Raw genomic sequence first — 25,926 nt, 5'->3', positions numbered from 1 at the left:
ATGATAATCCACTTTTCGATTCAACTTTACCTACGAATGTGCAATAAGCTCGTGGCATCACGGGAAGGTGATGGAGAAGAATGCGAAGTGAGAGACTCACCCCGGGGGACCTGGTGGGGTGCCGGTACCGGCAGGTGCAACGCCTGCGCTTCCCCGGCATCGGCCCCCTGGAGGCATCGGTGCAGCGTAAGGCACGTCGGGATGCCGGGGTGGCGGAGGTCTACTCCAGACTCCCCATCCCCCCGAAGAAGCGCGGCCGGGTGCCCTTTGAACGCCTGGACCTGGATCCGGATGAGGAACTGGCCGAATTCCACACCCTCGAGGCGATCGCAGCCGGGGCGAACCTGATCACCGGCGCGGTGTTCGCCGGGGACTGGGACGGGGTGGCCTGGGAGACGGTCGCCGACATCCTGGTCCGTAACCCGGACGGGACCTACCTGCCGGTGATGGTGAGCAACCACCGCGTGGCCAGGCCCTCACCCCACGGGCAGATGCAGGCGATCGCCACCGCGCGGCTGGGGCTCGGTGCGGCGGTGCCGGTCAAGGCGAATCTGCGCCACCACACCATTGACGGCTACCGCCTGGCGTTGGCGATCCGGGGGTTGGAGGAGGCGGGGGCGGTGGGCGTCGACAAGCACGGGGCGGTGATCGGGCAGGACCGTGACCGTGCCTACCTCGTTGATGTGACGCGCTACGCCCCGGCCGCGGAGCGGGCGCTGCTGGCACCGCCGCCGACCGATCCGCGTCGGGTCAAGGAATGCGCGAACTGCCGGTTCTGGGGCGAATGCGAACCCGAACTGCAGCGTATCGACGAGATCAGCCTCTTCCTCCCCGGCGACCGCGCGGCCCCCTACCGCGAGCGCGGCATCGCCACCACCCAGGCGCTTATCGACGCCCACCTCGGCGATATTTCCCACATCGCCGCAGCCTGGCGCGCCGACATCCCCGTCCTGCGCAGGGTGCGTGAGACGACCGCCCCGCGTTTCGACGTGGAGATCGACATCGATGTGGAGGCCTACCTCGACCTCGGCGCCTACCTGTGGGGCGCCTTCGACGGCCACGACTACCACCCGTTCGTGACCTGGTCCGGTCTGGGTGAGGCCGCGGAGGGAGTGAACTTTGCGACGTTCTGGCGCTGGCTCATGGCGCGCCGGGACAAGGCCCGCCAGCACGGACAGACCTTCGCGGCCTTCTGCTACGCCAGCAACGGCGAGAACCACTGGATGCTGTCATCGGCGCGACGTTTCCACGGCGTGGTCGACGGTGTCCCCGATGAAGAGGAAGTGCGCCGGTTCATCAGCTCCGACCAGTGGGTGGACATGTTCGCCGTGGCCCGCAGCCAACTCGTCGGCCCCGGCGGACTCGGCCTGAAACAACTCGCCCCCGCCGCCGGATTCCACTGGGAGGAGGAAGACTTCGCCGGCGAGGACAGCCTGCACGCCTTCCTGGTGGCGGCGACGGGTGCGGAGGGCGAGGCGGAGGCGGCTCGCGCTCAGCTGCTCAGCTACAACGGCGACGACTGCCGCGCCACCGCCGCCGTACGACACTGGCTGCGACAGGGCGCCAGATCAGCCCCGGTGCTGGGTTCCGGGGCGGTCTAGGAGTTCAGGTTGGCCAAGACCTCAGCTTCATAGTCGGCCAGGCTGGCATCCATCATCTGGTAACCCTCGCAGCCATCGGATGGGGTCTGGAAATCATTGGACAGCTCACGGATGCGGGCGAGCTTGCTCCTGACCTCATCCTGTTGTGGGGCCTGCAGCTGGTTGTTGACCTCATGGAACAGGGACTTCACCTCCGCGAGGTGCGGATGGTTCGGGCCATGGACGCGGGCAACCAGGTCAACCAACTTGGCGGTCTGGGTTGAGATACTCATGATATTTCCTTTCGGGTTGTGTTCTTTAACCCTCAACCTATGGGGGATTGCCCCGGTGCTCCTTGACCTGGGTCAAGGAACGGGGAACTGGGTGTGGTGTCTGGGGAATTCATGCCCTTAACCCCGAGATCCTGTTCCCAGAGACCACTCTGACTAACCCAGAGATCACTACTCCTTTCTGGGAACAGGATCTCTGGGTTAAGGCATCAGTCAGGTCAGCCCCCGGCCACCACCATCAGGTCCATGCCCTGGGCGCGGTGGCCGGCGATGGTGCACCACCCTTCCATATCCGCGGTGATCGGTCCGACCGTGATGGTGACCTCCTCGCCCGGGGCCACCCGCCCGGTCTGCACACCGTTGGCGAATTTCAGGTCGTGCACCATGTCATCGGTGTTAACCAGGGTGACCTCCAGCGACATCCCGGCAGGCACCTCGATGACATCGGGGACAAAAACCATGTCGCCCGCGTCAATGGTCACGGCGTGCACATCCCCGCTGGCCACCGGCACGCCCCCGCCGCCCCCGGTTGTGCCCAGCCCGCCGAATGCCGCCAGCACCAGGGCCAGCACCGCAATGCCGGCGGTGACCTGGTTGTATCTGGGCGCGGTGAGCGGTTCCACGGGGTCACGCTTCTTCATCAGCACCCCACGTTGTGCCTTCACTGCGCTGCGCATCAGCGGTACGAACACCACCAGCGAGCCTATGGACAGCAGCGATGCCACCACCCGCAGCCAGCTGTTGTCGGTGAGCAACCAGATCGCCAGACCACCGTTGAGAAGCGTCCACCGGAACAACCCCGCGCGCCCGAGTTCATAGGTGCCGGTGCGCACCGCGGCGGGACCACCGCCGATCGTCGACGGCAGCAGGTGACTCATCACGCCGATGAGCAGCTGCGCGCCGAAACCGATGAGCACCGCGGTCGTCGGCAGGCTGATCTGGAACAGCTCACCGTGATGCGCGACCGCCTCGGCGGCCAGGTACACCAGCGCCCCCAGCAGCCACAGTGGTGCGGTGCCCACCGTCGCTGCGCTGAAGCCGACGCGGTCACGGGGCTGGGCCAGCACGCTTATCGACGCCTTCCCCCACGCCCCCATGGGCACCACCCACGCCACCGCATACAGTCCAAGCCCGCCTGCGGCGACATACCCGTTGTCCGACAGGGCACCACCCAGGATCACCGGCAGCGCGATGATCATCAACCCCACTGAATACTTTGTGACATCAAAGGGCAGGCGGGTGCGCCACACCGCGGCGTAGAGCACGGACAGTGAACCCAGCGCCGCGAACCCCAGGAATCCCAGGATGTTGGCCACGGTGTGGGCCAGCAGAACCCGTTCCTGCCAGGTCCCGGGGAGTTCCGCGGCCAGGAACCCACCGGCCAGTGCGCCCAGTGGCAGGCAGCAGGCACTGGCCACATAGGCCACCACGGCAGGGGCATAGGGCTGACCGCGTTTCGCAGCCAGGAACTGCCTAGCCAGTGAGAACGCATGCCAGACCAGCGCGGCACTGACGATGCCCGCACCGATGCTGGTGATCACCCAGTGCCGGTCCCACACATCGGTGAGCAGCTGACCCAGGATCGTGATGATCACACCGGCGTTGAGCGCCCACACCTTGCGTAGCTGCCAGGGTCGTGTGGCATCGGGGACGCGGTGGTGGAGGAATTTCTCCGTGAAGTGCTGCGACCACACCACGATCGAGTTGGTGATCGCCCCCAGGGTGAACAGGTGGATGAGCACCCAGCGGTACTCGGGCAGAACGGGGTGGATGATGCCCGCCACGATCAGGGCGATGAACCAGTAGGTGACGGGTTTGCTGGCTCTGCGGTGCCAGGACCGGCTTGTCCACTTCTGGTCGGTGGTCTCACTCATGGCTCAAGACTAACCCCATTATTAGTACGGTCAAAGCCGTTCATAATCATGCCTATGGTCCACGCCCCACCAACTCTGGCATCAGTACTGATGTCGTGGTCGGGGAGCCCACACACATAACCCAGAGATCCTGTCCCCAGAAAGCAGTACTGATCTCTGGGTTAGTGAACGCGGTTTCTGGGAACAGGATCTCGGGGTTAAGTGGTGGCTGGAGCGGTGGCAGTGGTGGCGGGCGCGGAATGCTCCACCCGGGCCAGCCTCGCCAGCATCACAGTCATCACCAGCAATACCAACAGGCTCCCGGTCAGATAGCCGACAAACACCCACCAGCTGGCGTGGGTGAAGATGATGCCTGAGAACCAGCCCACCACGGAGGACCCCACGTAGTAACAGAACAGGTACATGCTGGAGGCCTCGGCGCGGTCGCGGGTGGCGATCAACCCGATCCACCCCGACGCGGAGGAGTGCAGGGCGAAGAAAGCTGCGGTGAAGGCGAACAGCGCCACCACGGTCACCCACAGGTTGTCTACGGCCATGACCAGCATGCTCACGATCATGGTGATGGCCAGGAAGATCACGGTGGGGCCGTTGCCGAGGCGCTGTCGCAAAGCCCCGGCCCGCGCGGAACTCCACGTCCCGGACAGGTACATCAGGAACACCGCGCCCACGAGTACCTCGCTGAGTCCGAACTGGTCGATCATGCGGAAGCCCAGGTAGTTGTACAGGGAGACGAAGGTGCCCATCGCCAGGAAGGCGGTGAGGAACAGCAGTGCCAGGCGGGGGTTGCGCCAGTGGCCGGCCATGGCGGCCAGCTCATAGCGCAGGGTGATCTTCTTCGGTTGGAACAGTTTCTGCTGCGGCAGCAGCGCCACCATGACCACGGTGAACACCAGCGTGGCCGCCGAGGCTCCGAACAGGGCGAACTGCCAGTGGGTGACTTCCAGCAGGCCGGCGGGGATGAGTCGCCCCATCAGTCCGCCGACGGTGTTGCCGGCGATGTAGATACCCATCGCATGGCCCAGGTCGCGGGGGTGGAGTTCCTCGCTCAGCCAGGTCATCGCCACCGCCGGGGCACCAGCGAGCATGGCGCCCTGCAGTCCGCGCAGGGCAATGAGCGTGGCGATGCCGGGGGCAAACGGGATGATCAGCCCCAGCACCGCCGCGAGTGCCAGGGAGGTGATCAGCACGCGTCCGCGTCCGAATTTCTCCGACAGGATCGATGCCGGGACGATGCACAGCGCCAGCATGCCGGTGGCCACGGAGACGGTCAGCGCGGATTCGGCGGGGGTGATGCCGAGGTCGGCGGTCATGGTGGGCAGCAGCGCCTGGGTGCAGTAGAGCGAGTTGAACGTGGCCAGGCCGGCGGCGAGCATGGCCAGCACGGCGCGCAGGTAGGTGCGGGATCCGCGTTCGATGCCCCGGTACTCGTCGGTGTCCATGGGACCATCTTCGGTGAGCGGCGGTGATTAGTAAAATGTCACAAACAGCTGTTTTCCATGCGTTTTCTGCATAAGCTGCCACCATGAGAATCGATGATCTCCGCCTTTTCATCGAGGTTGCCGAGTCCGGGCACCTGACGGAGACGGCGGATCGGCTCGGTATTGCGCAGCCGACACTGTCGCGCCGGATGGCGCGCGTCGAAAAGCACGTGGGTACGCCGCTGTTCGAGCGCGCCGGGCGCAGGCTCCACCTCAACCCCCGCGGGCAGGCGTTCCTGCCACACGCGCGGCGCATCACCGCCGAGCTGGACATGGCGGTCACGCAGGTCAAACGCCTGATGGACCCGGAGCTGGGCACGATCCGCCTGGATTTCATGCATTCGCTGGGCACGTGGATGGTCCCGGAGCTGATCCGTACCTTCCGCACCGACCACCCGCGCGTGGAGTTCGAGCTGCACCAGGGGCCGGCCAATGAGCTGGTTGCCCGCGTGCTTGACGACGCCGCCGACCTCGCCCTCGTGGGACCGAGACCCGCGGAGGTCGACGCTGGTCTGGGGTGGGCGCCCCTGCTGCGCCAGCGTCTCGCCCTGGCCGTGCCCGAGGGGCACCGCCTCGACGGTGAGGGACCGGTCGAGCTGCGGGAGGCTGCCGGGGAACCCTTCGTGGCGATGCTGCCCGGTTTCGGCACCCGCCTGCTTCTCGACGCCCTGGCCACCGCCTCCGGTATCACCCCCGACATCGTCTTCGAATCCATGGAACTGACCACCGTCTCCGGCCTGGTCAGCGCAGGTCTGGGCGTGGGCGTGCTGCCCATGGGCGATCCACACCTGCCCACCGTGGGCGTGAAACTGCGGCCCCTCGAACCTGCGACCCACCGCGAACTCGGCCTGGTGTGGCGGGCTGATTCCGGCCCCGCCCCGGCGGTGGAGGTGTTCCGGGATTTCGTGGCGCGGTCCCGGTTTGCTGTTTCACATCCCTGATCACGCTGCTAGGGTCTAACGGGAATGCCACAGGGGGGGACATCATCTAATGGGGGTCTTCCCCCGTGACAACCCCTGGATGCAGTGAGGACACCACCATGCCCGAAACCCCCCGTCAACCCACGGACAGCTTCACCCGGCGCCTGCGCAGAAGCAGGAAGACAACCGCCGTAGGCCTGTATCCCCATGATCTCCACCCCGGGCTGGTGCCCGGTATCAGCGTGGAGGAACAACGCCAGCGCTTCGGCCTGGACAAGATGGTGTTCTTCACCACCGCCACCATCATCATCGCCTTCATCATCTGGGGCGTGACCAATCCGGTTTCCGTCTCCACGGTGTCCTCCACCGCCTATTCCTGGGCGATGGGCAACGCCGCCTGGCTGCTCAACCTCGTCATGGGGCTCGGCCTGTTCGTCATGTTGTTCCTGGCGTTCTCCCGCTTCGGCCACATCCCCCTGGGTAAGGATGACGAGAAACCGGAGTTCTCCCGGTACTCGTGGGTCGCGATGATGTTCGGAGCCGGACTCGGCGTGGGCATCTTCTTCTTCGGCCCCTCCGAACCCCTCGCGCATTACCTCTCCCCACCACCGAACACCGTGGAGGCGGGCACCCCGGAGGCGCTGCACCAGGCCATGGCGCAATCCCACTTCCACTGGGGGCTGTCCATCTGGGCACTGTACGCACTGGTCGGAGGCGCGTTGGCCTACTCCACCTACCGGCGGGGACGGCCCTCCCTGATCAGCTCCGTTTTCCGTCCGCTGCTGGGCACCAGGCACGCTGAGGGGCCGGTGGCGCGGGTCATCGACATCCTGGCGATCATCGCCACGCTCTTCGGTACCGCCGCCACCCTGGGGTTGTCCGCACTGCAGATCGGCCGTGGTGTGGAGATCGTCTCCGGGGTCGGACCGCTGGCCAACAATGCGATCATCATGATCATCGGTCTGCTGGGCGTGGGGTTCATCATCAGCGCCGTTTCCGGTGTGGCCCGTGGCATCCGCTACCTGTCCAACATCAATATCACCCTGACCCTGGGTCTGATCGCCTTCGTCTTCATCTCCGGGCCCAGCCTCTTCCTGCTCAACCTCATCCCCTCGGGTGTGATGACCTACCTGGATGAGCTGCTGCCGATGATGGGTAAATCCCTGTCCTGGGGCGAGGACACCCTGGAGTTCCAGGGCTGGTGGACGGCCTTCTACTGGGCCTGGTGGATCGCCTGGACCCCGTTCGTGGGCATGTTCATCGCGCGGATCTCCCGTGGCCGTACCCTGCGGGAGTTCGCCCTGGTCACCATCGCGGTACCCAGTTTCATCCTCATTCTGGCGTTCACCATCTTCGGTGGTGCCGCGATCCACTTCCACCGTGAGGGGGTGCAGGACTTTGATGGAACGGCCGACAATGAGCAGGTGCTGTTCGCCCTGTTCGACCAGCTCCCACTGAACACCCTGACCCCGTTCCTGCTCATCGGTGTGCTGGCGATCTTCTTCATCACCTCCGCGGATTCGGCATCCGTGGTGATGGGCACGATGTCCTCCAAGGGGGATCCCGCCCCGAGCAAGGTGGTCGTGGTCTTCTGGGGACTGTGCATGATGGGCATCGCGGTGGTCATGCTGCTGGCAGGTGGTGAGACCACCCTGACCGCACTGCAGAACCTCACCATCCTCATCGCCCTGCCGTTCTCCATCGTGCTCATCCTCATGACGGTGGCCTTCCTGCGTGACCTCACCACCGACCCGGCGGCCATCCGCCGCACCTACGCCACCGCCGCCGTGCGCAGCGCCGTGGTCCGTGGTCTGGAGGAACACGGTGATGATTTCGAACTGGCGGTCTCCGCATCACCCGCGGGGCAGGGTGCCGGCGCCGGTTTCGATTCCACCGCCGACCGCGTGACCGAGTGGTATCAGCGCACCGATGAGGAGGGCAACAACATCGAGTACAACTACGCCACCGGTGAATGGGCCGATGGCTGGACCCCCGACCAGGAGAAGCGGTAGAACATGAAGGTGGGCCCCGGAGGAAATCCTCCGGGGCCCACCCGTTTTTCAAGCGTTGCGATCCCGGTTACCGGGATTCAGTGTCCTACTTGGAGGCAGCGTCGAAGCGCTGTGCAACGTCATCCCAGTTGAAGACGTTCCAGACTGCCTTGACGTAGTCAGCCTTCACGTTCTTGTACTGCAGGTAGAAGGCGTGCTCCCACATGTCGAGCATCAGCAGCGGGGTGATGTCGATGGAGATGTTGCCCTGCTGGTCGGTCAGCTGCTCGATGACGAGGCGGCCAGCGATGTGGTCGTAACCAAGGACCGCCCAGCCGGAGCCCTGCAGACCAAGTGCTGCGGAGTTGAAGTGGTCCTTGAACTTCTCGAAGGAACCGAAGTCGCGGTTGATGGCCTCAGCCAGCGCACCGGTAGGCTCGCCGCCACCGTTGGGGGAAAGGTTCTTCCAGAAGATGGAGTGGTTGGTGTGGCCACCCAGGTTGAAGGCAAGGTTCTTGGACAGTGCGCGGACCTGGTCAGGGTTGGTGCCCTCCTCGCGTGCCTTCTCCAGGGCCTCGAGAGCAGCGTTGGCGCCCGCAACGTAGGTTGCGTGGTGCTTGGAGTGGTGCAGCTCCATGATCTCAGCCGCGATGTGTGGCTCGAGAGCGTCGTATGCGTAATCAAGTTCCGGAAGTTCGTAAACAGCCATATTGTTTCCTTTCGTTGGGTTCGGCACCGAGCATATACAGATTTCGGCGACTCGTCAGCGAGTGCCCTCCACATGGGTGGTGCCGCTCCTCCCAATTATAGGCGGGTTTGTTGATAAAGCAACGACTTTTATGCAAATCCTATTATTGCGCCCCGATCCGGGGCATCATCCGTACTGGAATATCACAGCGGAGAACACGGTTGTGTCGGAGTAGAGTCGCAACAAAAGTCCCTTATGGAAGGAAACGTCACAATGGCATTTTTCTTCAGGCCTGAGCCGAAGATGGTGACACCCGAGGAAGCACTCAAGGGCGGTCGACATCCTGTTCTTGAATCCCCCCAGCCGCACACGGTGCTGGGCACCCCGATCACCGGCCCCTGGAAGGAGGGGCAGAAACGCGTCTGGATCGGACTGGGCTGTTTCTGGGGCGTGGAGCAGATGTATTGGAAGATGGACGGTGTGGAATCCACCTCGGTGGGTTACGCCGGTGGCTACACCCCGAACCCTACCTACCGTGAGGTCTGCTCGGGGCGCACCGGACACACCGAGATCGTCGAGGTAGTCTACGATCCGGAGAAGATCACCCTTGCGGAACTGGTGGCCCGGGGCCTGGAGGCCCACGACCCGACGCAGGGTTACCGCCAGGGCAATGATGTTGGCACCCAGTACCGCTCAGCCTTTTATGTGGAAACCGGTGAAGAGGCGGAAACCGTACGCCAGATTGTCTCCACCTATGGGGAGACCCTGAAATCCCACGGTTTCGGCGAGATCACCACTGAGGTCGATGTCATCACCCCGGCGGACTACTACCTCGCCGAGGACTACCATCAGCAGTATCTGCACAAGAACCCTGACGGGTACTGCCCGCACCACTCCACCGGCATCCCCTGCGGCGTGGAGGCCTAGAAGAGCCTAGGAGAAAGGTCTGCGCGTGTCCCTGCTGACTCACAACACCCTGCTGTTCCAGCAGGTCACCGCCCTGGTGACCAATGACTTCGCCATTCTCGATGGCGAGGGGCAGGTCGCGGGGCGTGTGGAGACGCACGGGTCGCTGGGATCCCTATTGGTCAAGGGAAGTCGCCATTTCACCGTGCGTGATGTGGATGACCAGCCGGTTCTCACCGTGCGCGATCCACTCAACCTTGTCCGCGACACCTTTGAATTACACCTTCCCGACGACAGCGCGTTCGGGCAGGTGCGCAGGCGGTTCGTGGCACTGACGACGCGTCTGGATATCTCCCTCGCGCCGGGCGCCCTGATCGAACTCAAGGGCAACCTCACCGGTTTGAAGTTCACCTTCACCACCCGGGGCCACGTGGTCGCCCGTGTCTCCCGAACCTGGCCCGGCCTGGCCAGGGGTTTGCTGGGGCGCAGCACCTATGCGCTGACCTTTGAGCCGGAAACCCCGGTGGAGATCCGTCGTGCGATCATCGGCACCATGGTGGTCCTCGACCTGGTCAGGCATAAGGACACCAACAACTGACCCCCGCCCCGGAGGTGGGGTGCGGGGAGGGGTCGGGCGTCGACAAGCGTTGAGCGTTAGACGTGGGTACGCGTGGTGTCGCTGATGGGCACCAGCGTGGTCAGCTGGGTGACGTGGCGCGGTTCGAGCTCGTCGAGTGTGGACACTCCTAGCAGCGCCATGGTGCGTGTGATCTCGGTGCGCAGGATCTCGATGGTGCGGTCCACGCCCTGGCGGCCGCCGGCCATGAGGCCGTAGAGGTAGGCACGCCCGATGAGGGTGAAATCGGCGCCGAGAGCGATGGCTGCGACGATGTCCGCGCCGTTCATGATGCCGGTGTCGATCATGATGGTCGGCTCGGAACCGACCTCCCGGCGTACCTGTGGCAGGAGATGGAACGGTACCGGCGCGCGGTCGAGCTGGCGGCCGCCGTGGTTGGACAGGATCAGGCCGTCGACGCCCCCCTCCAGGAGTTTCACCGCATCGGGAACGTTCTGCACGCCCTTGACCAGCAGTTTCCCGGGCCACATCTCGCGGATGACCTTGAGGTCCTCATAGGAGATGGTGGGGTCCATCGCGGAGTTGAGCAGATCACCGACGGTGCCGCCGGTGGAGGACAGGGACGCGAATTCCAGGGTCGGGGTGGTGAGGAAATCGATCCACCACCACGGTCGCGGGATGGCGTTGAGGACGGTGCCCGGGGTCAGCTGCGGTGGGATGGAGAAGCCGTTGCGGGTATCCCGGATGCGGTAACCCGCGATGGGGGTGTCGACGGTGAACATGAGGGTGTCGAAACCCGCCGCGGCCGCGCGCTCCACCAGACCGTAGGAGATCTCCCGGTCGCGCATGACGTAGAGCTGGAACCAGTTGCGGCCCTGCGGGTTGGTGGCCTTGACATCCTCGATGGAGGTGGTGCCCAGTGTCGACAGCGTGAAGGGAATTCCGGCTGCCCCCGCAGCTCCGGCCCCGGCGATCTCCCCCTCCGTCTGCATGAGGCGGGTGAAACCGGTGGGCGCGATACCGAACGGCAGGGCGGAGTGGCCGCCGAGGATCTGCGTGGACGGGTCCACATTCTCCGCAGGTTTGAGGATGTCCGGATGGAATTCGATGTTCTCGAACGCCTCGCGGGCGCGCTTGATGGACAGCTCGGCCTCGGCGGCACCGTCGGTGTAGTCGAAGGCGGCCGCCGGCGTGCGACGCTTCGCGATCTTCCGCAGATCATAGATCGTCAGCGCCGAATCCAGACGGCGCTTCTTCGCGTTGAGCTCCGGCTTCTTGAACTTCATCAGCTCAAGCATCTCGGACGGGTTGGGCAGCTGGCGCTTGACCATGGGGGAGGGTCCTTCCTTACAACAAAGGGGGTTATGGACGATGGTAATCAGACTCGGGCGGGCGTGGGAGCGGTTCGGGGCCGGTTCACGGCGGGTTCAGCTTTGCGACGCCACCGTCTCCGGCTCCCGGTGCGCGACCCGCCGGATGAAGAACGAGGCGACGATGGAGATGGAACAGCAGGCCACCACATAGAGGGCGATCGGCCACCACTGGCCACCGGACACCTCGAACATCCAGGCCGCGATGATCGGTGCGGTGCCGCCGAAGATCGCCGCACCGAGCTGGTATCCCAGGGAGGCGCCGGTGTAGCGGACCTCGGGGGCGAAGTTCTCCGCGATGACGGTGCCGAGGATGGCGTTCACGCTGCCCCACAACATTCCGAAGCCGATGACGGTGGCGACGAACAGTGCCCAGATATAACCGGTGTTGAGCACCAGGTAGTAGGGGACGATCAGGAGGATCGTCGCCGTGGCGGACCAGCGGTACAGCTTCGCGCGGGGGACCCGGTCGGAGAAGGCTCCGAACAGGGGCATCCAGATGGTGGCCACGAGGGCGGCGCAGGCCACCGCGAGCAGGACGATGTTGTCGCGGATGTTCAGGAAGTTGGTGGCGTAGGCGACGATGTAGGTGCCGAAGATGTAGAACGGTCCGGTCTCGGCGGCCTTCGCCCCGATGGAGACCAGCACCGCCGGCCAGTACTTGGTCACGACCTCCTTGATGGGCAGTTTCACCTGGTTGCCGGATTCACGCATGCGTCGGAATTCGGGGGTCTCGTCCAGGCCGTTGCGGATCCACAGGCCGATGAACACCAGGACGATGCTTCCCACGAACGGCACACGCCAACCCCAGGTGAGGAACTGCTCATCGGGCAGCAGGGTGAGCAGGGACACGACACCGGCCGCCAGCAGCATGCCCAGGGAGATGCCCATCTGGGGCACTGCGCCGTAGAGACCGCGCTGGTGTTTGGGGGCGTACTCGTAGGCGAGCAGCAGCGCCCCACCCCATTCGCCACCGATGCCGATGCCCTGCAGGATGCGCAGCAGCATCAGCAGGATCGGCGCCCAGATGCCGATCGCGTTGTAGTCCGGCAGCAGGCCGATGGCCACGGTTCCCCCGCCCATGAGCATGAGGGTGAGAAACAGGGTCTTCTTGCGGCCGATGCGGTCGCCGATGTGCGCGAAGATCACTCCGCCCAGGGGCCGGAAGAAGAAGGTCAGTGAGAAGGATGCATAGGCCAGCATCGTGGAGACGAACGCGTTGTCGTTGGGGAAGAACATCTTGTTGAACACGAGGGCAGCGACGGTTCCATAGACCAGGAAGTCGAACCATTCGATGACGCTGCCACTGAGGCTGCCGAACAGTACCCGTTTGTTCAGTTTCGTCGGGGGCTGCGTGGGGGCAGTCCTCGTGGAGGCGGTTGTGGTGATCAAGGTGACCTCATTTCGCAGGGGATTCCAGGGGGTGGCAGGGGATAGGCTGTGCAACCCGACCATGTGGTCAGGCCATGTGGTCAGACCACAAGAATGTAAGGCACGTCACCTCTTTGTGTCAATAGTGGGGACAGGGGCAGGGGTGCGCGTCCCGGCACTTTTGTCCGCAAAGGCAGTGCTCAGCGCCCCGATGTGGCACCCCCGCGCCGGGCCGGTCCGCGATGATGGGCGCACTCAGCCCCCAGTCCCATGGCCGCATCTTGTGATCATGGTTACACTCGGGGCCCACAGGAAAAATCACCCGGAAACATCAGCACCGCTGAAAGGATCCCGACCATGGCACACGCCGACCAGCCCGCCAGCAGCACCGATGTCACCGCCATCCTCACCGCCGACCACAAGGACATGCGTGACCTGCTCGCCCAGGTTCATCTGACCACCGATCCGGAGCAGCGTCGCAACCTGGTCGACACCGTCACTGCCGAGGTCATGCGCCACTCGGTGGCCGAGGAGATGTACGTCTACCCCGTCATGGAGGAACACCTGCCCAACGGCGCGGAAGAGGTCGAACACGACAAGAAGGAGCACGACGAACTGGTCACGGTGATGAAGGAACTGGAGGGCGTGGACGCCGCGCACCCCGATTTCATCGAACTGGTCAAGAAATTCGAGGAGATGCTCGCCCACCACGCCAAGGATGAGGAGGAGGATCAGTTCCCGAAGCTGCGCGCCCACCTTCCCCGGGAGCAGCTGGAGGAACTGGGGGAGAAGGTCGAACAGGCGAAGAAGCTGGCCCCCACCCGTCCGCACCCCAGTGCCCCGCACTCCGAGCTCTTCCACAAGACCGTCGGCGCCGGTGTCGGCATGGTCGACCGCCTACGCGACAAGCTCACCGGGCGCGCGACCTAGATGAGTAAGTCCTATTAGGACTCTCGCGCGCAGGTCTGTTCAACGAGGGCGGAGAGTGCTTGAGTTTTTGGTGTGAACAACAAACTAAACACTCTCCTGACCACACTCTACGTCACCCTGGTCGACCGTGTCCTGCCCGATCTGGACTACGACCGGACTCACCGCCCAGGGCGCCGACCAGCCCTCGATGACGCCGAACTGCTGTGCCTGGCCGTCGCCCAACACCTGCTGCACGGATCCTCCTCAGAATCCCGATGGGTGCGCTACGCCCGGGCACACCTGACCGGAATGTTCCCGGCGATGCCCCAACAATCGGGCTACAACAAGCGCATCCGGGCCGCCGGCCCGTTGATCAGCGCGGTGATCACCGCCCTGGCCAAAGACACCGCCTCCTGGCACGAGATCCTGCGACTACTCGACTCCACCCCGGTACCCTGCGGCACCTCAAGAGAGACAGTCAAACGCTCTGACCTGGTCGGGCATGCCGGCTACGGCTACTGCGCTTCGCATTCGAGGTTCTTCTGGGGTTTTCGCCTGTATCTGGTCTGCACCCCGGACGGGATGCCGGTGATCTGGGGGCTGGCCAACCCGAAGATCGGCGAGCGGGAAACCACCCAGGTCCTGCTTGATCATGACTGTCATCTGGTGCACGACGGGCAGGTCATCCTGGCGGACAAGGGCTTCGCCGGGAAAGAGTTCGAGGCGTTTGTCACCGACGAGCTTGGCGCCCACCTCGTCCGTCCCGACCGCAAGGATGAAAAGCCCCGGTTCGGGGCCCTCGGTGGTATCCGCCAGTGGGTCGAGTCCGTCTTCGACACGCTTAAAGGCCAACTCGGCCTCGAGCAGCACGGCGGGCGCACCGTCGAAGGCGTCTACGCCCGAGTCGCCGCGAAACTTTTGGCCCTGGCCGCCGGGATCTGGCACAACTGGCTCATCGACGCCCCCAACAAACGCTCCCTGATCGCCTATGACCACTAAAAATCAATAGGACTTACTCATCTAGTTGATCTGCATCACCGGGAACGGCCACGGCCGCGCGAGATGGGGCGGGTGCTGTTCGAAGGGGTAGCCGAGTGAGACCTCGACGTGGCTGATGCCGTCGACACGCGTTTCCACGGGGATGTGCAGGTGACCGTGGATGGCCATGACCGCGTGGTGTTTCACCGGCCAGTCGCGGGTGGCGGTGGTGCCGCACCACAGGGCGATGTCCCGCATCCGGAGTCGGTGTGTGGGTTCGATGACCAGGGGCCAGTGGTTGACCAGCACCTTCTCACCGCGGGTGGCCTTGAGTCGGTCCTCGGTGTACTCGACCCGCTCGGCGCACCATTTCTCGATGTCGACATAGGGGGCGATGGCGATCTCGTCGTCAAGCTTCACCGACGCGCGCGCCACCGCCTGCTGCGCGGTGAGCCCCGGCGGGCGGAAGGAGTAGTCGTAGAGGGTGAACAACGGGCAGACCGTCACCCGCCCGAACACCGGATAGGGGTCCTCCGGGGTGATCACACCGATCGCGCGCAGCTGCCCGACCAGCGCACGGTAACGTGCCCGGCCGGTGACGCGGTCGCTGCTGCGGTTGAACAGCTCATGGTTGCCCGGCACCCAGATCACCGTGTCGAACCGCTGCTTCAGCGCCCCGAGCGTGCGCACCACATCGGGGATACGCTCGGCGACGTCGCCGGCCACGATCAACCAGTCCCCGGGGTGCCGGGGAGCAAGCTTGTCGACGACCGCCTGATTCTCCGCGAACGTGACATGCAGATCGCTGACCGCCCAAAGCGTCCGAGGCATCAACCAGCTACCCCTGTGTCTCCTCGTAGTACCCGGTGATGTGCTCCCCGATGAGCCGCGCCGCCTCCTCGCCACGACCAGCCCGCATGGCCGCCAGGATCGCCCGGTGCTCCGCCTGCAGACGCACCGCGGTGGTCGGCCAGTCCGGCAGCGCCTGTGCCAACGCCACGGTGTGATCAGCCACCGAGGACCGCAGCGCATCCATGAGGGTGCTGATCAGCGGATTCGACGCCGACCGGGTCAGAATCACATGGAACTGCGCATCAAGGGTGAGAAACTCCTCCAAGGGGAGATCCGGGTCATCCATGACATCGAGAACCTTCTCCGCGGCATCCCAGTCACCACGATCCGGGGAGGAACGACGGGCAGCCCACCCCTCCAGGAGCAGACGGGTCTCATAGATATCGTGGTGCCCGACCTGGGAGGTGGCCAACTGCAGGGTCAGGGACAAGGCGAGCGCCTGCTCCGGGGCGGCGGTGATGATCGTGCCCGCCCGCGGCCCGGAACCTGTGGAACTGGAGATACTGCCGAGCGCCTCCAACACACGCAGAGCCTCCCGGAGTGAACTGCGGGACACCCCGAGAGTTTCGGCGAGTGCCCGTTCGCTGGGGAGGTGATCGCCGATACTGAGCCGGCCGCTCTGTAATTCCTCCGTCACCCAGTTCATGACGATCTCATGTGCTTTCATCATGTCCCAGTATCGCACGGAGCCGGTTGGAAAAGGTCATTGCCAGCGACTCAGCGCCTCCCCGCCTCCAGGAGGGCGTCCACAACCTTCGCGAACTCACCCGCACGACGCTCATTCGGGGTGAACACACCCTCCCTGCTCTCCGTGAACGTGGAGAAGGTCACCTGGGCACGGACATCGAACATGTTGAAATTACCCACGATCTGACGCCACTGCTCCACAGACCGCACCCCCTCGGCCGCACCATAGGAGACGAAACCCACCGGCTTGCCCCACCATTCCATCCCCAGCACATCAAAGGCATTCTTGAACGCCCCGGGCACACCATGGTTGTACTCGGGCGTGATGAACAGGAAGGCGTCACAGGCATCGATGGCCTGCGACCACCTGGTGACATTCGCATCCTCATACTGCTTATTGGCCGCACCGGGCACTGTCTCAGCCTCCAGGAGGGGGACATTGAACTCCTTGAGATCCAGGAGCTGGTACTCCACACCCTCATCGGCGCGGGCCTCAACCTGGCCCATGACCCAATCACCCACCCCCTGCCCGAACCGCCCCTTGCGGATACTTCCGATGATGACGCCGATCTTCATGCTGGACTCCTTCAGTAGATGATGTGCAGTACTCCCCGCCATCGTAGGTGCGTTCCGACCGGTATGTCATCCGTTTTGTCAGGCGAAGACGACCTGGTCCAGCGAGGTGACATCCACGCGCGGATCGGTACCCGGGCGGTTGATATACCAGGCCTTCCATCCCAGTTCACGAGGCTTTTCCACGTCATTGACCCAGTCATCACCCACGATGGTGGCGGTGGTGGCGCCGAGCCGGTCCAGGGCGCGTTCATACATCTCCGGACGTGGTTTCGCGGAATCCAGCGTGGTGGCCGCCAACATCACCACGCCGGGCAGGTTCAGGCCGGTGCGGTTGAGCTTGTCCTGCTGCATCTCCTCACTGCCGTTGGTGAGGATCCCCACCGGATCACCCGTGGCCAGGGCCCGTTCCAGGCAGGGAAGGGCATCATCGAAGGCGGTCCAGTGCTGCTCATAGGCGCGCAGGTAGCCTGTGTAGATCTCGTCGCAGGTGTCATCGTCCATCTCCCGGCCGGTGTAGGCGCGGATGCGATCACGACGCTGCCCCAGGTGGGTGGTCTCGCCCCGTTCGAAACGCCCGAAACCCCACTTGTCCAACTCCAGCCAGCGTTGGAAATCCGGCTCGATGCCGATGGTCGGGGACCATGCCCGCAATGCTGCATGGGAGGCACTGGTGTGATCCACGAGGGTGCCGTCGAGATCGAAGAGGATGGCGTGCCGGTTCATGGTTCTGATACTAGGTGGGTTGGTACCCGGGGGTTCGATTATTTCGACACACTGCCTGCCTGCAGCGCCCGTTGTGTCGGAAAAATCGCATTCCAGCAGCACCCGGGTTCGAATTTCTCGACACAACCCCTGTCTGCCGCGCCCGCTGTGTCGAAAAAGTCGAACTTCCACCCCGCGGGGCCCGAAAAACACCCACCCCAGATCGCCGTCTAAGCGCCCCGCAACCCACAGACCATACTCAGGCCCATCCGGCCCCCCACAGAGGCCTTAAAACGCCCCATTAGCGCCTGACCGAGTTTTCCCGGATCCAGGAGATCGCCTTCTGCTGGATCTCCGGGGTCAGCTGCACCGGAACCCCCGCCCGTGAACCCAACAGCGCCGCCCAGTAGGGCAGGAATTCACCGTGGTAGTTGTGTCCGTGACCTCCGGGGACATCCACGGACACCGTGAGGTCCAGAGCCAGCTGCCATCCGGTGACAAACGGCACCCACTGCAGTCGTTGGAACACATCCAGTTTCTGCGCATCCGGTGCTGTCACCCCGCGGGTGCCGGGTTCGCGCAGCCAGTCGGGGCGGCGGATAAACAGTGGCAGTTCCCACCAGACGATCGGGTCGGAGGCGTGCTGGGCGATGATCATCCGCGGGTGGGACCACTCGCATGCATAACCCTCGCCCTGGTAATCGCAGGTCAGGTGCGCGGGATCGGCGACAAACCGGATGTGTCGGCCGCCGTCGATGATGGGCAGGCGTTCCGGGCTGCCGGCATCACGCTGCGCGATGAGGTGCTGCATGGCCTCGCTGAAGCGTGGGGTGCCGGACAGCATGACCCCGTCGGCCCTGGTCAGCAGTTCGCGGACATCGCCGTAGGCGCCGGCGGTTCCATAGGCGCCGAGTGATTCGCCGGCCAGGTAGAGGCGGGGGCGGTGGTGTGGTGGGAGGGAGTGGTGGTGGGGGAGGATGGCGTCGATAAGCTCGCGGGCGGCGCGCACCGGGGCGTCGTTGTCGCGGTACCAGCTCAGCCAGCTGGGGAGGTAGCTGTACTGCATGGAGATGGTGGCGCAGTGGCCGCCGGTGAGGAACTCCACGGCGGCGACGGACCAGTCGGTGATCCAGCCGGTGCCGGTGGAGGTGGTGATGACGATGGTGTCGCGGCGGAAGGCGCCCGTGCGGTGCATCTCGCGGATGAGCAGGTCGATCTGCATGGCGCGGGTGCGCCCGGGCACCAGGCCGACGAAGAGGCGGATGGGTTCGTGCACACGGCTCGGATCAAGCCCGGTGACCTCTGTGATATCCCGCCTGCGTGGCCCGCCCGACAGCACCGCCCTGCCCTGCGACCCGACCGCACCCCAGTGTTCATGGGACCACGGGCTGCCGGAGCGTTCCGGTTCCCACGGTTGCCAGGTGCCGGGGAAGACCAGTCTGTTGAGGTGTTCGGCCTTGCGTGCGGCGGTGTTGAGCATGCGGCGTAGGACCACGCGGTCGGCAAGCAACATCACGGCCGTGCTCAGCGCGCACACTGACAAAGGCCAGCTCAGCCACCTGATCCAGCTGGGCAGCATCCGCACCGCCAGCGCCCGTAGCCGGTCCACCGCGCCCTGGATCAGCTCGCCCAGCACCAGCAGCGCACCATAACCGACGGTCCCGACCAGCACGCCGAGGGCGGTTTCCACCGGCCCGCGGTTCTTGATGCCCATAAGGTGGGACTGGTTGCGTTGCCGCTGCACACCCACCGCCACGGTGGCCAGCGTGATCGCCCCCACCGCGCTGTGGGTGATCTGCCCCAGGCCCGGCACCCGGGGCGCGAGTGTGGACACACCGGTGGCCACGCCATGCCCGACGGCCTGGCACACCGCGAGGTTGACCGCCGTGACCCACCACGGCCGGGGCAGCAGCGAGGGTGACAGTGCCCACCAGGTGGCCATCTCCGCACCGAGCAGGCCGGCGCCCATGCGGCGCGGCAGGATCCGGCGCGGGACGGCGGGCAGCAGCTCCAGGCCGGCGGCCAGTCCGCGGCCTAGCAGGCGTAATGCTTGTCGACGCCCACCTCCCACCCAGCGCACACACTCACGAACCACTAGTCTCGGGGCTGATGGCATAGATGCATGATGACAGAGCCCGGCGCGCTCCGCAGGGCGACGGCAGGGCGACAGTACTGCAGTGGTCCGGCCAGACAGCTTTTCCGGACAAAATCGGGCATAATTAAAAAGGTAGACACAGTTCCTGGGCACGCCACGGACACGCACCATCTCTTTGGCCGCCTGGGCTCAACACGGGAATGAGGATGGACAACATGCGTTTTGTGGGCAACCGGGTGGTTCTGATCGGGGCGGGCGATGTGGGGGTCGCCTATGCGTATGCGCTGGTCAACCAGGGCATCGCCGATGAGCTGTGCATCATCGACATCGATGAGAAGAAACTTGAAGGCAATGTCATGGACCTCAGCCACGGTGTGGTGTGGGCAGGCAAGCGCACCAAGGTGAGGAAGGGGACCTACTCCGATTGTGAGGATGCCGCGATGGTGGTCATCTGCGCCGGTGCCGCCCAGAAACCGGGTGAGACCCGTCTGCAGCTGGTGGACAAGAATGTGAACATCATGCACACCATCGTCGATGAGGTCATGGCCAATGGCTTCGATGGTCTGTTCCTGGTGGCCACCAACCCGGTGGACATCCTCACCTACGCGGTGTGGAAATTCTCCGGTCTGGACCACAGTCGCGTGATCGGGTCCGGCACCGTCCTGGACACCGCGCGCTTCCGGTACATGCTCGGTGAGCTCTATGATGTCTCGCCGAAGTCGATCCACGCCTACATCATCGGTGAGCACGGTGACACTGAGTTGCCCGTTCTGTCCTCCGCCACGATCGCGGGTGTGTCCATGCGCAAGATGCTGGAGAAGGATCCCGAGCTGGAGCCGCGCCTGGAGAAGATCTTCGAGGACACCCGCGATGCCGCGTACCGGATCATCGACGCCAAGGGGTCCACGTCCTACGGCATTGGCATGGGTCTGGCGCGCATCACCCGGGCGATCCTCAACAATCAGGATGTCGCCCTGCCGGTCAGCGCCTACCTGGAGGGGCAGTACGGCGAGGAGGATATCTACATCGGCACTCCCGCCATCATCGACCGCAGTGGCATCCACCGCGTGGTGGAGCTGGAGATCTCCGATCGTGAGATGAGCCGCTTCAAGCATTCCGCGCAGACGCTGCGTGCGATCAAGGATGAGATCTTCCCGGTGGGGGAATAGGGGGCGGGGGTTTTCGTCGATAAGCACTGTGTGGCGCGCGGGATCACCGCTGCGGGGGCACAATGGGACTGTTAGCGGTCCGAGGGTTTAAGGAGCAACGAGATGGGTACGTTTGATCACGATCATCTGCAGAAACTACGCCATGAGGTCGATGACCTGCTGACCGAGTTGGCACAGGTCACAGAGGCGAATAAGGCGGAGATCGACAAGGTGGCGCCGACGCACTACAACGGCGCGATCAACCTGCTCCACTACCTGCACCTGCGCACCCGGGATCTGCGTGATCTGCAGAGCGCCCTGGCCTCCATCGGATCGACCCGTCTGACCACCACCGAACCCAGCGTGAAGGCGCGCCTGAAATCCGCGCGCAATGTCATCGGCGCTTACCTGGGCGAGGGGCCCATCTATCCCGGCCGCGATGTCGCCGATGCCTTCTCCGATGCCGATGAGATCCTCGACGAGCACGCCGAGATCCTGCTTGGTGCGCCCCTCGAGGGCACCCCGTCTTGCATCATGGTCACCCTGCCGACCGAGGCGGCCACCGATCTGGAGATGGTCCGCGGGTTCGCCAAGAGTGGCATGGACCTGGCCCGCATCAACTGCGCCCACGATGATGAGACCGTGTGGAAGCAGATGATCGACAATGTCCACATCGTCGCCGAGGAGGCCGGCCGGGAGATCCGCGTGGCCATGGATCTGGGCGGCCCGAAGGTGCGCACCGGCGAGATCGCGCCGGGCCCCGAGGTCGGTCGTGCGCGTGTGACCCGCCTGGATACTGGCAAGGTGCTCACCCCCGCGAAGATCTGGATCACCCCGATCCCGGAGGAGGGCACCGAACCTGCGCCGGTTCCGGAGAATCTGCCCGGCCGCCCGGCGCTGGCGGTGCAGGTGGATCCCGACTGGTTCGATAAGCTCTCCACCGGCAGCGTCATCGGCCTGACCGACACCCGCGGCTCCCGCCGTTCCTTCACCGTCGTGCGCACCTTCGACGGCGCGGTGCTGGCTGAGGGGTACCAGAACGCCTACATCGCCAACGGCACGCTGCTCCAGCACGACTACGAGCGCACCCCGGTGCGTGGCATCCCGCCGGTGAGCCAGCGCATCAACCTCAAGGTGGGTAACCGCCTGTTCCTCACCTCCGAGGAGGTGGTCTACGACCCCTCGGCCGGCCACGGCCGCATCCCCAAGATCAGCTGCACCCTCCCGGAGGCGGTCGGGGCCATCAAGGTCGGTCACCGGGTGCTTTTCGACGACGGATCCATCGCCGCCGTCTGCATCGACCGCAGGGAACACGACGGCCACCACGTGGTCGAGCTGGAGGTCACCCGCGCCCGCCCGCAGGGCGTCAACCTGGCCGCCTACAAGGGCATCAACCTGCCCGATTCCGAACTGCCCCTGCCCAGCCTCACCGAGGAGGACCTCCGCCACCTGCGCTTCGTGGCCAAGCACGCCGATATTGTCAACGTCTCCTTCATCCGTGACACCGGTGATGTGGAGTATGTCCTCGACGCCCTCGCCCAGATCGCGGAGGAGACCGGTGAGCACGACAAGATTCGGGAGCTGGGCCTGGTGCTCAAGATCGAGACCATCCCCGGTTATGAGAACCTCGCCCAGATCATGCTCACCGGGATGCGGCACGAGAACTTCGGTGTGATGATCGCCCGCGGCGACCTCGCCGTGGAACTCGGTTTCGACCGCATGGCCGAGGTGCCGCAGCTGATCATGGCCCTGGCTGAAGCCGCCCACATTCCCACCATCTTCGCCACCCAGGTGCTGGAGAACATGGCCAAGAACGGCCTGCCGTCGCGCGCCGAGATCACCGACGCCACCCTGGCGCTGCGGTGTGAATGCGTCATGCTCAACAAGGGCCCACACATCAACGACGCCATCAAGGTGCTGTCCCGCATGAGCAAAAAACTCGGCGCCTCCCAGCGCAAGAGCCGCATGCTGCTGCGTCGCATCCGCAGCTGGGAGGAACCGGACCAGCAGGGTTAGTGGTTGCGTTCCTGGGACGGGTTATGTCACCCGGGCCCCGGAACGTCGGAACCAGATGGCCAGAAGTGGTCCAGCGATGAGTAGTACCACCCACACCAGGGTGATCACCGTGATCTCGAAGATGTCCCCGCGTTCCCTGCCCAGGAGCGCGGAAATGAGCATCAGGGATAACACCATCACCACAAACTGCAGGGCCAACAGGACACGCAGGGTCTTCGCCACCCTGCCGGGGCCTGTGACAACGGGGGCGACGGCCAGGAGCACCAGGCTCATCAGCATGTATCCCAGTTCCTCCAGGGCGATGAATATCCCCTGGGGGTTGTACTGGGTGAACAGTGCCCACCCGTCGAGCTGATCCTTCTCCAGGCTGATCGGCATCACGGTGAACTGGAGGTAGTAGTTGATCACCAACACGGTGGCCGCGGGGATTCCCATGCCCAACGCGATCAGACTGTAGATCCGTCGGTCCGGCCCGGCCTGCTCATGGAGTGCTGCGAGGACACCGACGAAGACCACCATGAGCAGCATGGCTGGGGGCATCCACAGATAGTCCCCCGGCCACTGCTCGACGATGACGTCCTGGTTGAACGGATAGGGAACCTTATTCGGCAGGGCAGTCAGAGCGAGAATGAAGGTGACCGCGGTCAGGACGGTGAGGGCCACCGCCATGATGACACCGATGCGCGCCGTGGTGTGGGAAGCAGACGATGATGTGTTGTCCGACATCGGGGGACACACTCCTTAGGGCAGTGGGCGGCTCGAACCCGCCGGCTCAGTTCTTCTCTTCCCGGCTCATAACATTGGTTGGGCTGGCATCACCACACCACGCTGGTGACCGCGGCGCATTTGTTTGTCACCCAGCAACGGTTGGCCGCCACCAACCCAAAAGCCCGGGAGGCGGGGTGAGTTTCTATGCTGTCCTCGCCGAACTTCAATCAATGGTCATTGAGTTGCTGGGGTGCTGCCCGTATTGCGGGCGAGTACCCACCTAACGAAGTACTACTAGTCATCTGTCCAGCATCCGGGATGGAAATCAGTGCTTTTGTTGACACCCCACCAAACCGCCGACCGGTTGTAGCCCGTTAATTCATCTGGTCTTCATTGATGGGTGGCGATAAGGCTGGGCAAAGTTCACCACCTGCGGGGATACTGGAAAAGGGTTACCGCCTTTGTCGCCGGCGTAGGAGAATGTGAGATATGAAGATCATCGCGCACCGGGGATTGTCCTCCCAGTACCCGGAGCTGACCGCCTCTGCCTTCCGCGCAGCTCTCGAGCTGCCCATCCATGGTGTGGAGACCGATGTCCGCCTCACCCGGTGCGGGGAGGTGGTGTGTATCCATGATCCGGTGATCAGCAGGGTCTCCGATGGTTTCGGCCGGGTGTCCGCGATGAGTCTGGAGCAGCTGCTGGAGTACAACTTCGGCACGAAGGATGCCCCGGAGAAGGTGCTCACCCTCAATAATCTGCTGGACATCATGGAGGACTACCCGGACCAGCACCTCTACATCGAGTCCAAGCACCCGATGCGGTATTCCATCATGCTGGAGGAGGAGATCGTCAAGATCCTGCGCTACCGCGGTCTCACCGAGGATCCCCGCATCCACTTCATCTCCTTCTCCCTGCCTGCCATCCACTGGATGGGCAAACTCGCCCCGCAGATCGATCGCATCCACCTGCGCCGGTCCTGGGAGCGGTGGCTCAACCCGACGGACCGTCGCCTCGGCAGTCCGACCGGTCTGGGCCTGTCCATCGAACGGGCGAAAATGAGCCCCGGGCTCATCGGCCGGCGCGGGTTGCCCACCTATCTGTTCACCGTGGACAGGGAGAAGGACTGGCAGTGGGCGTATGACCGCGGGGTGGAGATGCTCACCACCAACTTCCCCGGTGAGGCTGCGGAGTTTCTGGCGGAGTATCTGGGCGATGCGCCCGCCGCCGCCCTGTACGCTGATGTCCATGGCAAAGAAGAATAAGAAGAACGAACAACTGCCCGAGGGTATGAGCCGTCGTCAAGCAAAGATGGCTGCACGCGCCGCAGAGCGCGCCGCCCTGGAGGGTGAGCCCCGCCCGTTCGGGGGTCTGGCCATGGAGCCGCAGCTCGTTGCGCTGCAGGAATTCATTCCGTCGGCAACCGCACCGATCACTATCAAGGGCACCGACCGCGCGGTCACGCTGTGCACCGTTCTCCCGGGCGCCGTCGCCGCGCTGATCCGCGATGAGGAGCACGGCGCCGAGGCGTTCGTCGCCATGCAGCAGGGTACCCGCTCCACCACCCCGGGAAAGGACCTCGCGTTCGCGCTGAACTGGGTCTTAAGCGCCGCCCCCGGCCAGTCCCTGACCAGCGCGAAGCACGACGGTACGCAGCCGGCGCTCACCGAGCTTGTCGACGACAAGACCACCCTCGACATCACCCCGCACCAGGATTTCAACTGGTGGCTTGCTGACAATGATGACCTCTCCCCGGAGGTCACCCAGCACATGCAGATGGCCAATGAGTCCATCCTGCCGTCCTACCCCGTGGATGCCGAGATCCCCGGCACCGCCTGGTGGGTCAACCCCGGCGGCAAGGCCCACATCCGCTGGGTACGCACCGACGATGAGAACACCCTCCTCAACGCCCTCGCCCGCATCGCCGCACGCGGTGAACTGATCCTGGGTGAGGACACCAAGTTCGCCGGTGCCTTCCGCACCCACGGCATCACCGTCCCGGTCTGGGACCTCGACCCTGAGCGTCCCCACACCGATTACGCCACCGACCTGAAGGCTCTCGACGAGAAAATCGCGGGCGAGCTGGGCAACGATGCACAGCTCACCCCGGATGAGCGCCGTCAGCTGGAGAACATCAAGTCCCGCCAGGTGACCATCCGCTAGGTTCTGTCCTGTAGGTGTCATCGCAGCCACAGGATGATGGCGGCGATGG

23 protein-coding genes are annotated in these 25,926 nt (G+C 64.4%); 11 read left to right on the top strand and 12 right to left on the bottom strand.

Features of this window, described 5'->3' with window-relative positions; genetic code table 11:
- Positions 1 to 80 precede the first annotated feature (80 nt).
- Positions 81 to 1,601, top strand: a complete 1,521-nt coding sequence (locus CE_RS13710; RefSeq protein ID WP_006768859.1) for a TM0106 family RecB-like putative nuclease — start codon at positions 81 to 83, stop codon at positions 1,599 to 1,601.
- Here CE_RS13710 and CE_RS13705 read toward each other — a convergent pair.
- From CE_RS13705 to CE_RS13695, 3 genes are all read right to left on the bottom strand, one after another.
- Positions 1,598 to 1,873 carry a hypothetical protein gene (locus CE_RS13705; protein WP_006768860.1) on the bottom strand — a complete coding sequence of 92 codons (276 nt, stop codon included), beginning with the start codon at positions 1,871 to 1,873 and terminating at the stop codon, positions 1,598 to 1,600. The genes CE_RS13710 and CE_RS13705 overlap by 4 nt on opposite strands.
- A gap of 215 nt (positions 1,874 to 2,088) precedes the next feature.
- On the bottom strand, positions 2,089 to 3,666 hold the full coding sequence (locus CE_RS13700) for a cupredoxin domain-containing protein (RefSeq protein WP_173362621.1): 1,578 nt from the start codon (positions 3,664 to 3,666) through the stop codon (positions 2,089 to 2,091).
- A 275-nt stretch (positions 3,667 to 3,941) separates the two neighbouring features.
- Positions 3,942 to 5,183 carry an MFS transporter gene (locus CE_RS13695; protein WP_006768862.1) on the bottom strand — a complete coding sequence of 414 codons (1,242 nt, stop codon included), beginning with the start codon at positions 5,181 to 5,183 and terminating at the stop codon, positions 3,942 to 3,944.
- A gap of 83 nt (positions 5,184 to 5,266) precedes the next feature.
- Between CE_RS13695 and CE_RS13690 the strand changes: the two genes are divergently transcribed.
- Together CE_RS13690 and CE_RS13685 are read left to right on the top strand one after the other, a co-directional pair.
- On the top strand, positions 5,267 to 6,163 hold the full coding sequence (locus CE_RS13690) for a LysR family transcriptional regulator (RefSeq protein ID WP_006768863.1): 897 nt from the start codon (positions 5,267 to 5,269) through the stop codon (positions 6,161 to 6,163).
- Positions 6,164 to 6,261: 98 nt separating this feature from the next.
- Positions 6,262 to 8,154, top strand: coding sequence for a BCCT family transporter (locus tag CE_RS13685; protein ID WP_006768864.1), 1,893 nt, complete (start codon positions 6,262 to 6,264; stop codon positions 8,152 to 8,154).
- A gap of 85 nt (positions 8,155 to 8,239) precedes the next feature.
- Here CE_RS13685 and CE_RS13680 read toward each other — a convergent pair whose 3' ends face one another.
- Positions 8,240 to 8,842: a superoxide dismutase gene (locus CE_RS13680; protein WP_006768865.1), complete on the bottom strand. Its 603-nt coding sequence runs from the start codon at positions 8,840 to 8,842 to the stop codon at positions 8,240 to 8,242.
- 252 nt (positions 8,843 to 9,094) lie between these two features.
- Between CE_RS13680 and msrA the strand changes: the two genes are divergently transcribed.
- Positions 9,095 to 9,748, top strand: a complete 654-nt coding sequence (gene msrA / locus CE_RS13675) for a peptide-methionine (S)-S-oxide reductase MsrA (RefSeq protein WP_143758479.1) — start codon at positions 9,095 to 9,097, stop codon at positions 9,746 to 9,748.
- A 25-nt stretch (positions 9,749 to 9,773) separates the two neighbouring features.
- The gene (locus CE_RS13670) at positions 9,774 to 10,325 is read left to right on the top strand and encodes an LURP-one-related/scramblase family protein (protein WP_006768867.1); all 552 of its coding nucleotides are present in this window, start codon (positions 9,774 to 9,776) and stop codon (positions 10,323 to 10,325) included.
- A 56-nt stretch (positions 10,326 to 10,381) separates the two neighbouring features.
- On the opposite strand, the gene CE_RS13665 is transcribed toward CE_RS13670, so the two are convergent.
- Positions 10,382 to 11,635 (bottom strand): alpha-hydroxy acid oxidase, encoded by a 1,254-nt coding sequence (locus CE_RS13665; RefSeq protein WP_006768868.1) that lies wholly within the window; start codon positions 11,633 to 11,635, stop codon positions 10,382 to 10,384.
- Positions 11,636 to 11,731: 96 nt separating this feature from the next.
- Entirely contained in the window at positions 11,732 to 13,129 is a 1,398-nt protein-coding gene (locus tag CE_RS13660) for an MFS transporter (RefSeq protein ID WP_006768869.1), read from the bottom strand.
- A gap of 273 nt (positions 13,130 to 13,402) precedes the next feature.
- Between CE_RS13660 and CE_RS13655 the strand changes: the two genes are divergently transcribed.
- Both CE_RS13655 and CE_RS13650 read left to right on the top strand, forming a co-directional pair.
- Entirely contained in the window at positions 13,403 to 13,975 is a 573-nt protein-coding gene (locus CE_RS13655; protein WP_041628389.1) for a hemerythrin domain-containing protein, read from the top strand.
- Between the two features lie 72 nt (positions 13,976 to 14,047).
- Positions 14,048 to 14,953, top strand: a complete 906-nt coding sequence (locus CE_RS13650; RefSeq protein ID WP_011074985.1) for an IS982-like element ISCef3 family transposase — start codon at positions 14,048 to 14,050, stop codon at positions 14,951 to 14,953.
- 21 nt (positions 14,954 to 14,974) lie between these two features.
- Here CE_RS13650 and CE_RS13645 read toward each other — a convergent pair whose 3' ends face one another.
- The 5 genes from CE_RS13645 to CE_RS13625 all read right to left on the bottom strand — a co-directional run bounded on the left by CE_RS13645 (position 14,975) and on the right by CE_RS13625 (position 19,865).
- A complete protein-coding gene (locus tag CE_RS13645; protein ID WP_041628388.1) occupies positions 14,975 to 15,763 on the bottom strand; it encodes a metallophosphoesterase family protein in 789 nt (262 codons plus the stop codon).
- 7 nt (positions 15,764 to 15,770) lie between these two features.
- A complete protein-coding gene (locus CE_RS13640) occupies positions 15,771 to 16,454 on the bottom strand; it encodes a FadR/GntR family transcriptional regulator (protein WP_006768872.1) in 684 nt (227 codons plus the stop codon).
- Positions 16,455 to 16,501: 47 nt separating this feature from the next.
- Positions 16,502 to 17,047 (bottom strand): NADPH-dependent FMN reductase, encoded by a 546-nt coding sequence (locus CE_RS13635; protein WP_035109244.1) that lies wholly within the window; start codon positions 17,045 to 17,047, stop codon positions 16,502 to 16,504.
- Between the two features lie 78 nt (positions 17,048 to 17,125).
- On the bottom strand, positions 17,126 to 17,770 hold the full coding sequence (locus CE_RS13630) for an HAD family hydrolase (protein ID WP_006768874.1): 645 nt from the start codon (positions 17,768 to 17,770) through the stop codon (positions 17,126 to 17,128).
- Positions 17,771 to 18,050: 280 nt separating this feature from the next.
- Positions 18,051 to 19,865, bottom strand: coding sequence for an alpha/beta-hydrolase family protein (locus tag CE_RS13625; protein ID WP_011076070.1), 1,815 nt, complete (start codon positions 19,863 to 19,865; stop codon positions 18,051 to 18,053).
- A gap of 194 nt (positions 19,866 to 20,059) precedes the next feature.
- On the opposite strand from CE_RS13625, the gene CE_RS13620 reads away from it, so the two are divergent.
- Together CE_RS13620 and CE_RS13615 are read left to right on the top strand one after the other, a co-directional pair.
- Entirely contained in the window at positions 20,060 to 21,013 is a 954-nt protein-coding gene (locus CE_RS13620) for an L-lactate dehydrogenase (RefSeq protein ID WP_035109376.1), read from the top strand.
- A gap of 102 nt (positions 21,014 to 21,115) precedes the next feature.
- The gene (locus CE_RS13615) at positions 21,116 to 23,008 is read left to right on the top strand and encodes a pyruvate kinase (protein ID WP_006768879.1); all 1,893 of its coding nucleotides are present in this window, start codon (positions 21,116 to 21,118) and stop codon (positions 23,006 to 23,008) included.
- A 21-nt stretch (positions 23,009 to 23,029) separates the two neighbouring features.
- Here CE_RS13615 and CE_RS13610 read toward each other — a convergent pair whose 3' ends face one another.
- Positions 23,030 to 23,734 carry a hypothetical protein gene (locus CE_RS13610; RefSeq protein WP_006768880.1) on the bottom strand — a complete coding sequence of 235 codons (705 nt, stop codon included), beginning with the start codon at positions 23,732 to 23,734 and terminating at the stop codon, positions 23,030 to 23,032.
- Between the two features lie 471 nt (positions 23,735 to 24,205).
- Between CE_RS13610 and CE_RS13605 the strand changes: the two genes are divergently transcribed.
- Complete coding sequence (locus CE_RS13605) at positions 24,206 to 24,979, top strand: glycerophosphodiester phosphodiesterase (protein WP_006768881.1); 774 nt, start codon at positions 24,206 to 24,208, stop codon at positions 24,977 to 24,979.
- Positions 24,963 to 25,877 carry a DUF5926 family protein gene (locus CE_RS13600; protein ID WP_006768882.1) on the top strand — a complete coding sequence of 305 codons (915 nt, stop codon included), beginning with the start codon at positions 24,963 to 24,965 and terminating at the stop codon, positions 25,875 to 25,877. Before CE_RS13605 ends, CE_RS13600 begins: the two co-directional genes overlap by 17 nt.
- Positions 25,878 to 25,926 lie beyond the last annotated feature (49 nt).

The sequence above is a fragment of the Corynebacterium efficiens YS-314 genome, from assembly GCF_000011305.1.
Taxonomy (GTDB): Bacteria; Actinomycetota; Actinomycetes; order Mycobacteriales; family Mycobacteriaceae; genus Corynebacterium; species Corynebacterium efficiens.
The sequence above is the reverse complement of the archived record's forward strand: the minus strand, read 5'-3'. Positions and strand labels throughout refer to the sequence as shown.

Bases quoted from the DNA above. Each gene is read 5' to 3' on its own strand.
- CE_RS13710 (WP_006768859.1), top strand. From the start codon at position 81: ATGCGAAGTGAGAGACTCACCCCGGGGGACCTGGTGGGGTGCCGGTAC.
- CE_RS13705 (WP_006768860.1), bottom strand. From the start codon at position 1,873: ATGAGTATCTCAACCCAGACCGCCAAGTTGGTTGACCTGGTTGCCCGC.
- CE_RS13695 (WP_006768862.1), bottom strand. From the start codon at position 5,183: ATGGACACCGACGAGTACCGGGGCATCGAACGCGGATCCCGCACCTAC.
- CE_RS13690 (WP_006768863.1), top strand. From the start codon at position 5,267: ATGAGAATCGATGATCTCCGCCTTTTCATCGAGGTTGCCGAGTCCGGG.
- CE_RS13685 (WP_006768864.1), top strand. From the start codon at position 6,262: ATGCCCGAAACCCCCCGTCAACCCACGGACAGCTTCACCCGGCGCCTG.
- CE_RS13680 (WP_006768865.1), bottom strand. From the start codon at position 8,842: ATGGCTGTTTACGAACTTCCGGAACTTGATTACGCATACGACGCTCTC.
- msrA (WP_143758479.1), top strand. From the start codon at position 9,095: ATGGCATTTTTCTTCAGGCCTGAGCCGAAGATGGTGACACCCGAGGAA.
- CE_RS13665 (WP_006768868.1), bottom strand. From the start codon at position 11,635: ATGGTCAAGCGCCAGCTGCCCAACCCGTCCGAGATGCTTGAGCTGATG.
- CE_RS13660 (WP_006768869.1), bottom strand. From the start codon at position 13,129: ATGGTCGGGTTGCACAGCCTATCCCCTGCCACCCCCTGGAATCCCCTG.
- CE_RS13655 (WP_041628389.1), top strand. From the start codon at position 13,403: ATGGCACACGCCGACCAGCCCGCCAGCAGCACCGATGTCACCGCCATC.
- CE_RS13645 (WP_041628388.1), bottom strand. From the start codon at position 15,763: ATGCCTCGGACGCTTTGGGCGGTCAGCGATCTGCATGTCACGTTCGCG.
- CE_RS13640 (WP_006768872.1), bottom strand. From the start codon at position 16,454: ATGATGAAAGCACATGAGATCGTCATGAACTGGGTGACGGAGGAATTA.
- CE_RS13635 (WP_035109244.1), bottom strand. From the start codon at position 17,047: ATGAAGATCGGCGTCATCATCGGAAGTATCCGCAAGGGGCGGTTCGGG.
- CE_RS13630 (WP_006768874.1), bottom strand. From the start codon at position 17,770: ATGAACCGGCACGCCATCCTCTTCGATCTCGACGGCACCCTCGTGGAT.
- CE_RS13625 (WP_011076070.1), bottom strand. From the start codon at position 19,865: ATGCCATCAGCCCCGAGACTAGTGGTTCGTGAGTGTGTGCGCTGGGTG.
- CE_RS13620 (WP_035109376.1), top strand. From the start codon at position 20,060: ATGCGTTTTGTGGGCAACCGGGTGGTTCTGATCGGGGCGGGCGATGTG.
- CE_RS13615 (WP_006768879.1), top strand. From the start codon at position 21,116: ATGGGTACGTTTGATCACGATCATCTGCAGAAACTACGCCATGAGGTC.
- CE_RS13610 (WP_006768880.1), bottom strand. From the start codon at position 23,734: ATGTCGGACAACACATCATCGTCTGCTTCCCACACCACGGCGCGCATC.
- CE_RS13605 (WP_006768881.1), top strand. From the start codon at position 24,206: ATGAAGATCATCGCGCACCGGGGATTGTCCTCCCAGTACCCGGAGCTG.
- CE_RS13600 (WP_006768882.1), top strand. From the start codon at position 24,963: ATGGCAAAGAAGAATAAGAAGAACGAACAACTGCCCGAGGGTATGAGC.